The following is a 14,232-nucleotide window of genomic DNA, read 5'->3' on the forward strand; positions in this document are numbered from 1 at the left end:
TCAAAAACTAATGTTTTTTGTCCCTGAAAAGTGTTTTTAGAGTTAAAAAATGATAAAATTTTGCTGCTGATTTTATTCATAACGAAAGAATGGAGGATGAACTGTATAGGAATATTTAAAGATTTTTTTTGTAACTAAAAAATGCTTATTTATTAATGTAAGGTTTGTTGGAGACCCGCAAAGACGCAAGCTTTTTTAATGATTCTATGCTTTAAGGCGCAAAGATTTTATCGAAGATAAAATTGAATACTGTAAAATTATTTTATCTCTCGCTAATTTTGCTGATTATGCAGATGTTAATAAAAATCTGCGTAAATAGCTTGATCTTCGAGAAAAATTTATTTAAGATTTATAATTTCTCTAGCTGAAAATCTTTCATTTTCTTGCGCCTTAAAAGTTTTTGTAACGCATAGGAATTTTTTGCGCCTTTGCGATTTTTAAAAGAGGTATTTTAATGAAAATTTGAATTCTTGGTGATATTCAGATAATCTTCCAATACTTTCATCTGATCCTTATTTCCTCTTTTTATTCTGGCATCGCGGCTTACGATTCTGTCATAAATTTTGTTGAAAAGGATCTTTGATTTTGGAAACAGATTTTTGTTGGGAACTTCCGGGATCTGCAGCCTTTTGCAGACTTCATCATCCAGCAGAAACCAGGTACAGCAGACATGCAGATATTTTAAATTTTTCCTTTGGAGTTCAAATTTTAAAATTGGATTTTCCAGAGACTCATTCAGCAGAGAATGGGCAAGAAGAACAGAATCTTTATCGGACGGAGGTTGAACAGAAGTCCATAAATAAAAATATTCAGTAGCTTGTTTTTTATTGTCAGGGAGAAGCTGTTCCGGAATTCCCAAAAGATAGCCTACATATTTCCAAAGGTGAAAAATTCCCTGTTCTTCCTCAATGGAAAAAGTATTTCCCAATTTTTGAAGACTGTGAAGAAAGACAAGACTGAAACCGATATACGTTGCCATCATATCCCATGAATTGATTGGCTCACCCCAGTTTTCAGTATCCCAGTTTTGATAATGTTTTTTTATGGAAAGTCTTGCGTAAGAATGGATCAGGCGGGTTTTTATCGCAAATTCATATCCTTTTGCGTGAACTTCCAGTGCATTGTAACGTGTCGCATTTACCCAGAAATCTAATGTTTCTGAAAGACGTTTTACCGCACCCTTTTTTAATGCCTCTGTAACAATAAGGGGTTTGTTGAGGTAAGCGTAGTCATAACCACCGATCAGACAATAATCCCTCAACGAGATCAGAGAATCCAGGTTGCTCCTCATGCAGAGTTCAGCACCGCTTTTGAGTAAATTGTAATCAAGCCATTCAGGAACTTTCTGAGTTTGGGTGAAAAGCTTTTTTACACTTTCAGGAACTGAATCTGTTTCCGAAACTCCATTTCTGGTGTAGTGTTCAATTTCCCTAGATGCTTCATGAAATTTTTTAGTAAAATAAACATCTCTTACAACCTCATCACCGGTTTCATCCACATGATGGAAAAAAGGAGCAAATTTTTCAAATTTTTCAAAATTCACTTCTGCTCCGGAAAATTCAATAAGCAGTTTTCCGTTTCCACTCTCCCAGAAATCTCTGAAATGGGGAGCATCTTTAAATCGTGGTTGTATCATTTTCATTCCTTTACCCATAAAAGTACAAGTTTTATGCTGAAATTCTTTGGTGAGATTTGTCAGGCTTAGGATAAAGATTTTATAGGTATCCCCATTCAAAAGTTTTTTTAATGAGTTCGGAGCTGTTTCTGCAATCGGATTTTCTTAAAATATTTTTTCTGTGGGTGCGCACAGTTTCTTCTGAAATATTTAGCAGATCGGATATTTCTCCAGTGGAATAGCCTTTTGCAATACAGTTGATAATCTCGACCTCTCTTTTGGTGAAAATGACAGGAGTAGATTCATGAGGTTTATCATGTTCCATCCACTGCATCTGGTGAAAATCTTCCCGACCATTGATTCCGGATAGCAATACAACATAAGAATTTTGGTGCGTGATGTGTTCAATATTGGTGTGTATATTAACAGACTGCAAAAGCCTGCCGTTTTCATCTTTATAAGTGTGTAAGGCCTGATGATGGAAGAGTTCATAATTACCTTTTGAAGTTCTCATTCTGAAACAGTAGCTGGTTTTCAGTTCCTGCTGGTAATCAAAGCCGTTAATTTCTTTTATTTTTTCTATTGACATTCTTTCTGCTTCCATGACAAACTCAATGTCATCGGGATGGATGAGGTCTATAATTTCTTTCAGGTGTACTGGATATTTAATAAGACCATGTATTTTCAAAATGTCTTCATGATGATTGCAAATGGTGCTGTCTGCAAAATTAATAACATAATAATAAAATTTTCCCGGCGCAAAGATTTCTCCTATAAGATGTTCTATGGCGGGAACGGGGAGGACTCTGTTATTATTCTGTAAAATTTCAGGATAGTCATTCCAGACTTTGGTGAGGGGATGCGGTTTTTTTGCATGAGTCAAATGTTTTTTCTCCATTGGTTAATGTTTTCTTAAAAATAATAAAATTATGTTAAAAAAATCACCCTTTTGTGGTATTTCATGTGGTAGGTAAGTATTGTAGCTTTAAATAAAACTAATGACCATTTCAAAAAAACTTTAATCTGAAAAATAATAACCATGAAAACAAAAATTTTATTACTGTTTCTACTTTGGGCTGGATTAGCTTTGAGCCAAAAAAATGCTAAAGTAATTAGAATAGATTTATCAAAAGATAAACAAATACCAAGCATATTGGAGAAAAACACATATGTTGAATTTATATTAAAAGATGTGAATGTTTTTAAAATTACTGGTTTTTCTACTGTTAAAGTTGAAAATATAGATTTTAAACCTCCTCAGTGGTTTACAGATCAGAGTAAACCAACAAATACAATAAACCCAACTGATAATGTTAATGCCTTATATGTTGAAAATACTATTCTTGAGAAAAAAAATAAAAAAAGTGAAGTGGAATATGAATATGAAAATTTAAGAAGTACAATACATAATGATTTTAAATCTTTTTTTCAGAAATATCAATTAATGAGATCATTGATGCAACTTGATGATGAACTTAATTTTATTATTTCAGATTCCATTTTTATAGATTCGGTTTCTGTAATTGAAAGTTCCAGGCAATTGTATTTTTCTCATTTTTCTCATTTTGAACCAAAATTTGAAGATTATAATAAAATAGAATCAAGTATAGAGTCCTTATCTTCATCCTATCTAAAACTTACTAGTGATTATAAAAAATTTATTAGCTTAGCCAAACAACTAAATGCTGATAATTTTTATGATAAAGACTTTTTATTAGCATCTGAAATTTATAAAAATATTTCAACGAGTACTGATAAGATATCTTTAAAATCAAAGAATGGAATTTCTTTGTACAAAAAAATTTTAATGTCACAGTTTAATATTATTTTACCAGCTCAACAATTAACTGAAGATGTGACAATCATTACTCCGCAACTTAAAAATAAGAAAGGAGAGGTTGTGTATTCTTATTCTCCAATTACATTTACTACTTATGGGGGATGGAAAATCAATTTTAGTGCCGGTTATTTTCTTAGTTTTATAGGTAATGATAACTATACTTCTTATACTAATTCTCTTGGAAATAAAGAAATAGCGAAAGGTAATACAGATAAAATTACAAATGCTTTAGGAGGTTTAATACATGTATATCATAATAAACCAGAATGGTTGGTTCAACCAGGTTTTTCTTTTGGAATTAGTTTAGCAGATAATGCAAGTGCAGGTTTTTATGGTGGATTGTCTTTATTCTTTTTAGAAAAAAATAGACTAATTACAACTTTTGGATATTCTTTTATAAAAGTGAAAAGGATAAATACGTCAAATTTATCACCCATCATGGATTCTGATAGGTACGCATTTATAAATGTAGCAGATACTGAAATTAGATATGATAATGTTTATAAAGGGGCGTGGTTTTTTGGAGTAACTTACAATTTATATAACAATGATAAAAAATGATCATAGTTATAAATAAATTAAAATGTATTATGTGAAAAAACCTTCCCATCGGGAAGGTTTTATATTGCTTATCGCTCATTACTTATTATAAAGAAGCCGCGTGTACAAGCATATCTACTAACTTGTTAGAGTAACCCATTTCGTTGTCATACCAAGAAACAAGTTTCACGAAGTTTGGAGAAAGCATGATACCAGCATCTTTGTCGAAGATAGAAGTTCTCTTATCTCCTACGAAGTCCTGAGATACTACTGCATCTTCAGTGTATCCAAGGATACCTTTCAATTCACCTTCAGAAGCAGCTTTGATTACTGAACAGATTTCTTCATAAGAAGCAGCTTTATCAATTCTTACTGTTAAGTCTACTACAGAAACGTCAACAGTTGGTACTCTGAAAGACATACCTGTAAGTTTTCCGTTCAAAGAAGGGATTACTTTTCCTACTGCTTTAGCAGCACCTGTAGAAGAAGGGATGATGTTGTTTAGAGCAGCTCTACCACCTCTCCAGTCTTTTACTGAAGGACCGTCAACAGTCTTTTGAGTAGCTGTTGTAGCGTGTACAGTGGTCATTAAACCTTCTACGATTCCGAAGTTATCGTGGATCACTTTAGCTAAAGGAGCTAAACAGTTTGTAGTACAAGAAGCGTTTGATAAGATTTTGATATCATCAGTAAGTTCCTTGTGGTTTACACCCATTACGAACATTGGAGTATCATCTTTAGAAGGAGCAGAAAGGATTACTTTCTTAGCACCAGCGTTGATGTGAGCCTGAGCAGTATCTTTAGATAAGAAAAGACCTGTGGATTCTACGATATAGTCAGCACCAATTTCATTCCACTTTAGGTTGTTAGGATCTCTTTCAGCAGTTACTCTGATTCTTTTCCCGTTTACTACAAGATCGTTTCCTTCTACAGAAACTTCACCTGGGAAAATACCGTGTACAGAGTCATATTTTAACATGTAAGCCATGTATTCTGCATTAATAAGGTCATTGATTCCTACAACTTCAATGTTGTCTCTTTCAGTCATTGCTCTGAAAACAAGACGTCCAATTCTACCAAAACCGTTGATACCTACTTTAATTGTTGACATAATAGTTTGTTTTTATTAGATTATAAAAATAATTAGATTGCTAAAATTTCTGAAATCAGTAAAAGATCTTTATTGATTTCGTTATGTTTTTTAATGGCTTCTTCAATCGGCGTATACGTCAGATCGTTAGAACGCATTCCTGCCATTACATTGGTTTGTCCTTCCATTAATCCTGTTACGGCACCGTAGCCTAGTCTGCTTGCCAAAACCCTGTCTGCACAGCTTGGAGAACCTCCTCTCTGCATGTGTCCCAAAATGGCTACACGAATGTCATAATCAGGGAATGTCTGCTTTGTTTTTTCGGCAAGTTCATACACATTGGCAAGTTTTTCACCCTCTGCAACCACCACAATGCTTGATGCCTTTCCGGTTTTTTCAGCATCTCTGAATTTCGTGAAAAGCTCATCAATACTGTCTTTTTTCTCAGGAATTAAAATATCCAAAGCTCCAGTTGCCAATCCACTGTTTAATGCAATAAAACCGGCATCACGCCCCATCACCTCTACAAAGAAAACTCTGTTGTGGGAAGTTGCCGTGTCACGGATTTTATCAATGGCATCCATTGCAGTATTCAAAGCAGTGTCGTATCCGATGGTATTATCAGTTCCGAAAATATCATTGTCGATTGTTCCCGGAACACCGATTACTCTGATTCCGAATTCTTCATTAAAGATTTTCGCACCGGTGAAAGTTCCGTCTCCACCAATACAAACCAATCCGTCTATTCCAAGCTTTACGCAATTGTCATAAGCTTTCTGACGGCCTTCTTTTGTTCTGAATTCAGCGGATCTGGCAGACTTTAGAATTGTTCCACCCTGGTTGATTATATTTTTTACGGAACGGGCTCCCATTTTCAGGAAATCATTGTTGATAAGACCGTTGTAGCCTTCTCTCACCCCGTAGCATTCGATATTATAGTAATTGGCGGTTCTTACTACCGCTCTTAACGCCGCATTCATACCCGGAGAGTCACCTCCTGAAGTAAGAACTGCAATTTTTTTTACAGCACTCTCTTTCATCAAGAAAAAAATTTCGAACACAAATTTACAAAAACAAGTTCAGATTATCGTAGTAACTTTCCAATAGTTTTGAATATAAATTATTAAAAGCTTCTGAAGTTTGTAGGTTTAAAAAAATATCGTGCGGTTTTAGTTTCCTGAGCATCGGTATTCAGGTCATACCATGGTGTAAAATACGGGTTAAACGGATTGGAGAGCACATGAATAGACTGTGCCGGCGTAAACCCTTCACTCAATAAAAACAATCTTTTCCCTTCCTTATTGCGACAGACACCTGAAATAAAAACAATATGTCCCGGACTTCCCGGTGTGATCAGAATATCTCCGGTTTTCAAGTCAGAATTTTTTACAACAGGTTTTGTTTCTTTATTTAATGAAATCGTTCCTGCATAATTAAAAATTAGATCCAGATAATTTCTGAAATTCTGATAAGAATCATCAAAAGCAGCAGTCTTTCTAAAGCTCACCGAATTTCCGTTGACAAAAGCTCTTGTTCCGTTTTTATAGTCATTCCAGCTGAGAAGATCCCCGCTCGTAAAATGAAATTTGATTTCGTCAAACTTTTTCGCCTTATAAAGATACTCTGCTCTCATACGGATGGCAGCATCAGCGCATTGCTGAAGGTCTTTAGTTCCTGTATCAATGTCAAAAACAGCTTCATGAAGATGCTGGGTAGAAATAGGAGTACCATCATATTTCAGAATCTGACTTTCATAAGGTTTAAGCTTAAAATTTTCAATAAAATATCCGAAAGAACCAGGTTTTTCTTCATTCCATTCATATCCCTCGGGAGGAGAAAATCTTTCCCGGATGGTATTTTTATCTTTATGAATCTTTGCAGAGCTTTTTGCCGTTAAATTTTCATTATGATCAGGCTCAGCCAGTAAGCGGTCTGATAATTTTTCTTTCGTACAGTTTGTAAGAATAAGAAGCGCTGTGATTCCCGTGATGATTTTTTTCATGCGTTTTTAGTTAACACAAATATCTTTTTTTTCCACGTACCAACAAATAAAGTTCTGAAAATCTGCAATATTTAACTTTTGTTTTAGGCTTTTTCTTTTTCAGGAATCAGTAATTTACCCCAATCATTCAGCTGCCAAAGAATTTTTACCAGCTGATCACCTAGTGGTGTTAAAGTATATTCAACTCTTGGAGGAAGCTCATTAAATGACTTTTTCGTTAAAATACCGTCATCTACCATTTCAGACAATTGTTGATTCAAAACTCTCCGGTCAACTTTAGCGATACCACGCAGAAATTCACTCGGACGTTTTTTCCCTTCATTAATTTGCCAAACGATAGGGATTTTCCATTTTCCGCTGATGGTATTCACTGCGACTTCCAACGGGCAAATTTTATTTTCTTCAGCTCTCTCCTTTGTTTCCATAAAATTGACTTTTTTATCCCTATGGGTGAAAAATATGCGGTATTGCCTATTATTAAAGGCTTTTACATCTTTGTAAAAATAATAAAAAACAATGAACACACTGGCAATGGAGATTGAGCAATTGAATTGTGAACTTTCGTCACAGCTTCCAAAAGAAATGTTGGATGCATTCGGACATTCTATTGAAGATTTAAAAACAAAAAATATAGGACAGAACAGTATTCAGATCGGCGATAAAATACCGGAGTTTTCTATGCCCAATGCAGTCGGCAAAAAGGTAGACTCACAGGAAATCCTTAAAAATGGAAAAATAATTCTGGCTTTTTATAGAGGAAGCTGGTGTCCTTATTGTAATCTGGAATTGAAGTTTTTGCAGGATAATCTTTCAAGAATAAAAGAAAAAAATGCTGTTTTAGTCGCCATTTCTCCTCAAAGTCCGGATCATTCCCTGACGATGGCAGAAAAAAACAATCTTAAATTTGAAGTACTTACTGATCAAAATAATGATTTTGCAAAAAAGCTTGGTATTGTATTTCAGCTGCAGGATTTCGTATTGCCTTATTATCAGGATTTAGGAATTGATCTTTCTCTTTTCAACAATAATAATGAAAATACATTACCGGTTCCTGCTGTTTTTGTAGTGGATGAAAATGGTAAGATTCTATATAAATTTTTAGATGTAAATTACATGAGCAGAGTAGATATAGAAGAATTAATACAGGCATTATGACAGAAAAACGAAAAGGAGCCCGTTCCATCAAAGATATTCCACCGGATATTTTAGAACAGCTGAGCCGCGGAGAAATTGAAACCGCCAATCTTACAGAATGGCTGGCAGTAGATCAAAGGTTATTGTTGGAGCATTTACTTCAACAGAATAACAGGATTGATTACTTAAAACCCGTCTTAGAAAATGTAGATCAACTCAAAAAACAAACGGTCAATACTCTCAACGAAGCTATTGGAGTTGGACTTTTGATTTTAGCCAGAAAAAATAATGATGATGAATTTCTATCGAAGCTTGCAACCCATCCGGCAGATCTCGTGCGTTGCTGGTCAGCTTATACCATTGGAAGGAATAATGAGTTGAAGCTTAAAGAAAAATTAAAAAGTATCCAGTCTTTCGCTTCTGATTCCCATTTCGGAGTGCGGGAGATCTGCTGGATGACGGTACGTCCGGATATTTCAAAAAATCTTGATGAAAGTTTATCTATTTTATCAGAATGGACGAAGCATGACAATGAAAATGTAAGACGTTTTGCCAGTGAATCTACCCGGCCGAGAGGAGTCTGGTGTGAACATATTGATGCTTTGAAACAAAATCCTGGATTAGGACTGGAAATTTTAGAACCTTTACGATCAGATTCATCTCGGTATGTACAGGACAGTGTTGGCAATTGGCTGAATGATGCCAGCAAATCTCAACCTGAATTTGTGGTAGAAATTTGTGATGAATGGCTTCGGGAAAGTCCAACAAAAGAAACCCAATATATTGTAAAGAAAGCCTTGCGGACCATCAAAAAGTAAGAGTTATCCACAAAATAAAAATGTTGATTTAGTTTTTGGTTACATAGGTCGCAGATTTACATAGTTTTACATCATTTTTTCATATTCCTTTTTTCCTTGGAACTGCCTTTGTTTGCTTAATTTTTACATGAAAAAGAACATTGAGATATTCTCAATATTAACTATATGTTAACGAGAAAAAGTTATCCACAATATGAGTTTTCAATTAATGTGGATTATATCTGACAGCAAATTAATAATTTAAATAAAAATTAAAAAACGGAACCAGAATTACCGTCTTTTCTTCTCTGAAAAAAAAGTTATCCACAATGTGATATTTTACTTACCATTTTTCTGTCAAATACTTCCAGTATCTTTTCGGGACATGTTGAATATGAAGTTTCATATTCTTTCGTTCTACAATATTGGTTTTAGTAAAATATCGCTGCCAAAGCACCTGATAATTCATCTCTTCATTATGAAACTTCTGTTGGTACTTATTAAAATCTGGTTTTTCATCAGGATAGAAGAATTCGCAGTGTTCCAGGTTGTAAAAAATGCCGTAATTTCTCCTCAGATCATAGATCATCCATTTCTGATCCTGATACCGGTCATTAAAATGTTTTCGGATCAACGGAAGAACGTTGAAATCGGGATCTATTTTGGAAAAGAAAACACCATCTTTCATTTTTTCAAAGCGGACAAAAGCAGTCATTCTGTGCCTTTCCCTATCAACCGATTTACAGATTTTTGAAATTTGTAGAATATTCTTGTCTGCAAAGTTTTCAAGAATATTTTCTTCGGGATGACTGATGGATTGTCTGACGGCAGACAGGATAAGGTTTTCAAGATCCGGTTCTTCTGATAAAAAAACTTTTAAAAGCTTATGAATACCCACTTTCCCAATATTCTGCTCCAGTTTGTTGAGAACCCGCTCAGACTTTTCTGTTTGAGTGATAACTTCATGAATCTCCGCAAAAATATTTTCCTGATGAAAACGTGTTCTGCTGGAAATTTCTACATCTTTATAACGATATTCAAAAACTTCAAATACCGCAGTAAAAAGACCATCAAAACTTCCATCGTAGAGTAGGGTTGTCATCATTAATTTTAAAATTTAGGTGTGCTGCCTGTCATTCTGAGATTCTTCCTTCGTCAGAATGACAGAAGTGCTGTTTTATCGAAGCAATAAATTAGTGATCATTTGTGAAAATATTCGTGTAATTTGTGTTTAAAACAATGTCAGTTGTTGTGAGAATTGATTGTGAAACTTTGAAGAGCTTCCACCTATCAACAGTTTTCTGAAATTTTTATCCGTTAAATATTTCAGGTAGGCATTCCCTGCAGTGAAATCAATGAAATATTTTGCCCGGTTGACAGCTGCTCCCAGTTTTTTTAAATGATCCATTGTTAAAACCTGAAAACGTCTTGCACTGATAATTTTTTGAGCCGTTTTTACCCCAATTCCCGGAATTCTTAAAATTGTTCGATATTCTGCAGTCTGAAGATTTACCGGAAACTGATCCAGATTTCGCAATGCCCAGCTTAATTTCGGATCTATTTCCAGATCAAGGAAAGGAACATTCGGATCTAAAATTTCCTCAGCTTTAAAGCCATAAAATCTCATCAGCCAATCCGACTGATACAATCGGTTTTCACGAAGCATTGGAACCTCAGTTGTTAAAGAAGGTAATCTCTGATCTTCCAGAACCGGAACATATCCGGAATAATAAACTCTTTTGAGATTAAAATTTTTATAAAAATGATCGGCAACTTTAATGATCTGCAGGTCGTTTTCATTGGTTGCTCCCACAATCATCTGTGTAGACTGTCCTGCCGGAGCAAACTTTGGAACTTTTTTCAGAACTTTCTTTTCATCCTTATATTGAATGATCCCTTTTTGAATATACCGCATAGGACTGATCATATCCTGTCTGTTCTTTTCAGGAGCCAATAATTTTAATCCGCTTTCTGTAGGGATTTCAATGTTTACGGATAACCGGTCTGCATACAACGCTGCTTCCTGCATCAGATCATCACTTGCCCCGGGAATAGATTTCAGATGGATATACCCATTAAAATTTTCTTCCAGGCGCAGCTTTTTGGCAACTCTCACCAGACGTTCCATTGTTGTGTCTGCATTTTTGAAAATTCCTGAGCTTAGAAATAAACCTTCAATATAATTTCTCCGGTAAAAATTAATTGTAAGATCCACGACTTCTTCTACCGTAAAAGCAGCTCTTTTAATATCATTTGAACTTCTGGAAACACAGTATGCACAATCGTAGATACAGTGATTGGTTAATAAAATTTTAAGCAAAGAAACACATCGTCCATCTTCCGTATAAGTATGACAAATGCCACTTGCGGAACTGTCTCCTAAAGCTCCTTTTTTATTCTTTCTTGAGCCTCCGCTTGATGAGCAGGAAACATCATATTTCGCTGCATCAGCAAGGATTTCAAGCTTTTCTTTAAGGCGGTCAAAATTCATATGTTTAAGTGATTGATCTGTTTTGTATCAATATTATAATTTTATATTGTTCAAATTTAGTTCCAAAATTGATAAAAGTCAATCTTTTTTCATAGAAGTTATCAACAAAAAAGAGTCTCAAAATCATTATATTTACGGCTCATTAAAGTTTATATCATGAATCATAAACCAATCGAAGGTTTTTCCAAGCTTCCAAAGCAGGGGAAAATCGACTGGCTCGTAAACGAATATCTTGAAGGAAACCAGGAATATCAAAATATATTAAAACAATACTGGAACGATGATGCAGATCTTCAGAAACTTCACGATGAGTTTTCTGAAAATACCATCTCCAATTTTTATATGCCTTACGGAATTGCTCCGAACTTTTTGATCGATGGAAAGCTGCTGGCACTTCCAATGGCCGTTGAAGAAAGTTCTGTAGTTGCTGCCGCTTCCAAAGCTGCAAAATTCTGGATCGATAAAGGAGGTTTCAAAACAACGATTATCAACACTGAAAAACTGGGGCACACTCATTTTATTTTTAATGTTGAACCTCATAAATTATTACATTTCTTTAATTTCAGTTTAAAGAAAAAATTACTTGAAGCGACAGAAGATATCACATCGAACATGAGAAAACGCGGCGGTGGTATTTTAAATATCAATCTGGTGGATAAAACTGCAGAAATGCCAAATTATTATCAGTTGAAAGCAAGCTTTGATACGGTAGATTCCATGGGAGCGAACTTTATCAACTCATGTCTTGAGCAGTTCGGAAAAACATTGAGACAGGAAGTCGCTACCAGCGAAGATTTTACTCAGGAAGAAAAGAATTCACTGCAGATCGTGATGAATATTCTTTCCAACTTTACCCCTGACTGTATCGTGAGAGCTGAGGTTTCCTGTAAAATGGAAGATTTAAAAGACGACAGCGGAATTTCTCCTGAAGAATTTGCTTCAAAATTCAAGCAGGCAGTTACTATTGCTGAAATCGAACCTTACCGTGCAACCACTCATAATAAAGGAGTGATGAATGGCGTAGATGCTGTTGTAATTGCTACCGGAAATGATTTCCGAGCTACAGAAGCCTGTGCCCATGCGTATGCTGCAAGAGACGGACAATACAGATCTTTGACACACTGTACAACAGACAATGGCATTTTCAGATTCTGGATTGATCTACCTATTTCTGTAGGAGTTGTAGGAGGGCTTACGAATCTTCACCCATTGGTAAAATTTTCTTTGGCTCTTCTTGGAAAACCTTCCGCTCAGGAGCTTATGAGTATTCTTGCTGTTTCAGGTCTTGCACAAAACTTTGGTGCATTGCGTTCGCTGGTAACTACAGGAATTCAGAAAGGGCATATGAAAATGCACTTATTGAATATTCTGAATCAGTTGGGAGCTACCGAAGAAGAAAAGCAGCACTTCGTAACGTACTTCAAAGATAAGACAGTGAGCCATCACGAGGTGATCAATGAATTTAACAGAATGAGAGGAAACTAATGTTACAGATCATTTTGCCCATTGTATTCCTTCTTTTTGGATTCTTTTTAAAGAAAACCAACAATGAAGGGTTCAGAAGCTCCAAGAGATTTGCTAATATGTTTATTATACTGGGAATCTCTACGTTGGTAGCCAAGTTCATTTTAATGTACTTAAAATCAAAATAGTGAAAAAGAGTATTGTATTCTTCTTATTGATTTCCGGTTTAAGTTTTTCTCAGCAGAAAGATTTAAAAATACAGGATTTACAGCCCAAATCAGAAAACTTTGTGTTTCCTGTAGTTACTTATTCTGCAAATCCTTCCGTGGCCAATAAGATCAATACATTTCTTCAGGTAAACGAACTGGAATATATCCCGAATTCAGGTGGAAATCCTTTTAAGCTGGCTTCTACAGCTACTAATTCCTATTCCAACTATCTTTATTTTTATGATTGGGAGAAATTAGAAACTCCAAAAAATATTTTAAGTATAGGTATCCATGGTGAAGCTTCGGGAGCGTATCCTGAAGAATTTTCAGACTGGAAGAATTTTGACTTGAGAACAGGAAACTATATCAATGCTGAAGCTTTATTTCAAACAAATGCTGCCAAAACGGTTGCAGATTTGATTCAGAAAAAAATCAAAAAAAGAGTCAACGGCTTTCTTGTAAAACTAAAATCCGAAAAGAATCCTTCAGAAGAAGTTCAGGAGCAGATTGGTTTATATGAAGGATGTTTCATGGATTATACTTTGAATGGCATCCGATATTTTTTCGGAAAGGATAAACTCACTTTTGTAGCCGGAAGATGTTCCAACCATGCGATGCGGGCTTTAGATGATCTGGGAAGTCACGAACTGGAATTCACTTATAAAGAACTTGAAAAATACCTGAGCATTTATGGTAAGAATTTGATTTCGGGTTCTGAAAAGATAGGGCAGACTGGGCCCGGAAATAAATTATATAAAGGGAAAATTGACGGAAAATATCCTGTTATGGTTTTGTTTAACGAAATCAATGAAGACGATTCTTTTTCAGCCACTTATTGGTATGATAAGAATAAAAAGCCTATCAACTGGAGAGGAGAATTTGTCCATGAACATTTTTCTATCACTGAAGATGATTATCATAGCGAAGAACTTAAGGAATGGATACCAAGAGCTTTAATAGAAGCGGATTTGAAAGGAAGTAAAATCATTGGAACCTGGCAGGATTATAAAACAAAAAAATATTTAACCCTAGAATTAGAAGAGTTATAAA

At 35.0% G+C, this 14,232-nt stretch carries 13 protein-coding genes; 5 read left to right on the top strand and 8 right to left on the bottom strand.

Annotated elements, in window-relative coordinates:
* Nucleotides 1-451: 451 nt before the first annotated feature.
* Nucleotides 452-1,642, bottom strand: a complete 1,191-nt coding sequence (locus ACLMCG_RS14615; protein ID WP_413960101.1) for an oxygenase MpaB family protein — start codon at nt 1,640-1,642, stop codon at nt 452-454.
* A 73-nt stretch (nt 1,643-1,715) separates the two neighbouring features.
* Entirely contained in the window at nt 1,716-2,513 is a 798-nt protein-coding gene (locus ACLMCG_RS14620) for a response regulator transcription factor (RefSeq protein WP_223599841.1), read from the bottom strand.
* Between the two features lie 141 nt (nt 2,514-2,654).
* On the opposite strand from ACLMCG_RS14620, the gene ACLMCG_RS14625 reads away from it, so the two are divergent.
* A complete protein-coding gene (locus ACLMCG_RS14625; RefSeq protein WP_413960100.1) occupies nt 2,655-4,016 on the top strand; it encodes a hypothetical protein in 1,362 nt (453 codons plus the stop codon).
* A gap of 85 nt (nt 4,017-4,101) precedes the next feature.
* On the opposite strand, the gene gap is transcribed toward ACLMCG_RS14625, so the two are convergent.
* From gap to ACLMCG_RS14645, 4 genes are all read right to left on the bottom strand, one after another.
* Nucleotides 4,102-5,106, bottom strand: coding sequence for a type I glyceraldehyde-3-phosphate dehydrogenase (gap, locus tag ACLMCG_RS14630; RefSeq protein WP_047379077.1), 1,005 nt, complete (start codon nt 5,104-5,106; stop codon nt 4,102-4,104).
* Nucleotides 5,107-5,138: 32 nt separating this feature from the next.
* Nucleotides 5,139-6,125, bottom strand: a complete 987-nt coding sequence (pfkA, locus tag ACLMCG_RS14635; RefSeq protein WP_047419982.1) for a 6-phosphofructokinase — start codon at nt 6,123-6,125, stop codon at nt 5,139-5,141.
* A gap of 83 nt (nt 6,126-6,208) precedes the next feature.
* Nucleotides 6,209-7,087 (bottom strand): DUF4846 domain-containing protein, encoded by an 879-nt coding sequence (locus tag ACLMCG_RS14640; protein ID WP_413960099.1) that lies wholly within the window; start codon nt 7,085-7,087, stop codon nt 6,209-6,211.
* A gap of 83 nt (nt 7,088-7,170) precedes the next feature.
* Nucleotides 7,171-7,512, bottom strand: a complete 342-nt coding sequence (locus ACLMCG_RS14645; RefSeq protein WP_413960098.1) for a winged helix-turn-helix transcriptional regulator — start codon at nt 7,510-7,512, stop codon at nt 7,171-7,173.
* Between the two features lie 91 nt (nt 7,513-7,603).
* Between ACLMCG_RS14645 and ACLMCG_RS14650 the strand changes: the two genes are divergently transcribed.
* Nucleotides 7,604-8,242 (top strand): peroxiredoxin-like family protein, encoded by a 639-nt coding sequence (locus ACLMCG_RS14650; protein ID WP_413960097.1) that lies wholly within the window; start codon nt 7,604-7,606, stop codon nt 8,240-8,242.
* Complete coding sequence (locus tag ACLMCG_RS14655; RefSeq protein WP_413960096.1) at nt 8,239-9,039, top strand: DNA alkylation repair protein; 801 nt, start codon at nt 8,239-8,241, stop codon at nt 9,037-9,039. Before ACLMCG_RS14650 ends, ACLMCG_RS14655 begins: the two co-directional genes overlap by 4 nt.
* A 322-nt stretch (nt 9,040-9,361) precedes the next feature.
* On the opposite strand, the gene ACLMCG_RS14660 is transcribed toward ACLMCG_RS14655, so the two are convergent.
* Together ACLMCG_RS14660 and ACLMCG_RS14665 are read right to left on the bottom strand one after the other, a co-directional pair.
* Nucleotides 9,362-10,123 (bottom strand): TIGR03915 family putative DNA repair protein, encoded by a 762-nt coding sequence (locus ACLMCG_RS14660; RefSeq protein WP_413960095.1) that lies wholly within the window; start codon nt 10,121-10,123, stop codon nt 9,362-9,364.
* Nucleotides 10,124-10,249: 126 nt separating this feature from the next.
* Nucleotides 10,250-11,509 carry a putative DNA modification/repair radical SAM protein gene (locus ACLMCG_RS14665; RefSeq protein ID WP_413960094.1) on the bottom strand — a complete coding sequence of 420 codons (1,260 nt, stop codon included), beginning with the start codon at nt 11,507-11,509 and terminating at the stop codon, nt 10,250-10,252.
* 156 nt (nt 11,510-11,665) lie between these two features.
* On the opposite strand from ACLMCG_RS14665, the gene ACLMCG_RS14670 reads away from it, so the two are divergent.
* Both ACLMCG_RS14670 and ACLMCG_RS14675 read left to right on the top strand, forming a co-directional pair.
* Nucleotides 11,666-12,994, top strand: a complete 1,329-nt coding sequence (locus tag ACLMCG_RS14670; RefSeq protein ID WP_413960093.1) for a hydroxymethylglutaryl-CoA reductase, degradative — start codon at nt 11,666-11,668, stop codon at nt 12,992-12,994.
* Nucleotides 12,995-13,160: 166 nt separating this feature from the next.
* Nucleotides 13,161-14,231 carry a hypothetical protein gene (locus tag ACLMCG_RS14675; RefSeq protein WP_413960092.1) on the top strand — a complete coding sequence of 357 codons (1,071 nt, stop codon included), beginning with the start codon at nt 13,161-13,163 and terminating at the stop codon, nt 14,229-14,231.
* Nucleotide 14,232 lies beyond the last annotated feature (1 nt).

This window comes from Chryseobacterium sp. S90 (assembly GCF_047444895.1).
Taxonomy (GTDB): domain Bacteria; phylum Bacteroidota; class Bacteroidia; order Flavobacteriales; family Weeksellaceae; genus Chryseobacterium.

Excerpts from the sequence above, each read along its gene's own strand:
- ACLMCG_RS14615 (WP_413960101.1), bottom strand. The coding sequence starts at position 1,642 with ATGAAAATGATACAACCACGATTTAAAGATGCTCCCCATTTCAGAGAT.
- ACLMCG_RS14620 (WP_223599841.1), bottom strand. The coding sequence starts at position 2,513 with ATGGAGAAAAAACATTTGACTCATGCAAAAAAACCGCATCCCCTCACC.
- ACLMCG_RS14625 (WP_413960100.1), top strand. The coding sequence starts at position 2,655 with ATGAAAACAAAAATTTTATTACTGTTTCTACTTTGGGCTGGATTAGCT.
- gap (WP_047379077.1), bottom strand. The coding sequence starts at position 5,106 with ATGTCAACAATTAAAGTAGGTATCAACGGTTTTGGTAGAATTGGACGT.
- pfkA (WP_047419982.1), bottom strand. The coding sequence starts at position 6,125 with ATGAAAGAGAGTGCTGTAAAAAAAATTGCAGTTCTTACTTCAGGAGGT.
- ACLMCG_RS14640 (WP_413960099.1), bottom strand. The coding sequence starts at position 7,087 with ATGAAAAAAATCATCACGGGAATCACAGCGCTTCTTATTCTTACAAAC.
- ACLMCG_RS14645 (WP_413960098.1), bottom strand. The coding sequence starts at position 7,512 with ATGGAAACAAAGGAGAGAGCTGAAGAAAATAAAATTTGCCCGTTGGAA.
- ACLMCG_RS14650 (WP_413960097.1), top strand. The coding sequence starts at position 7,604 with ATGAACACACTGGCAATGGAGATTGAGCAATTGAATTGTGAACTTTCG.
- ACLMCG_RS14655 (WP_413960096.1), top strand. The coding sequence starts at position 8,239 with ATGACAGAAAAACGAAAAGGAGCCCGTTCCATCAAAGATATTCCACCG.
- ACLMCG_RS14660 (WP_413960095.1), bottom strand. The coding sequence starts at position 10,123 with ATGATGACAACCCTACTCTACGATGGAAGTTTTGATGGTCTTTTTACT.
- ACLMCG_RS14665 (WP_413960094.1), bottom strand. The coding sequence starts at position 11,509 with ATGAATTTTGACCGCCTTAAAGAAAAGCTTGAAATCCTTGCTGATGCA.
- ACLMCG_RS14670 (WP_413960093.1), top strand. The coding sequence starts at position 11,666 with ATGAATCATAAACCAATCGAAGGTTTTTCCAAGCTTCCAAAGCAGGGG.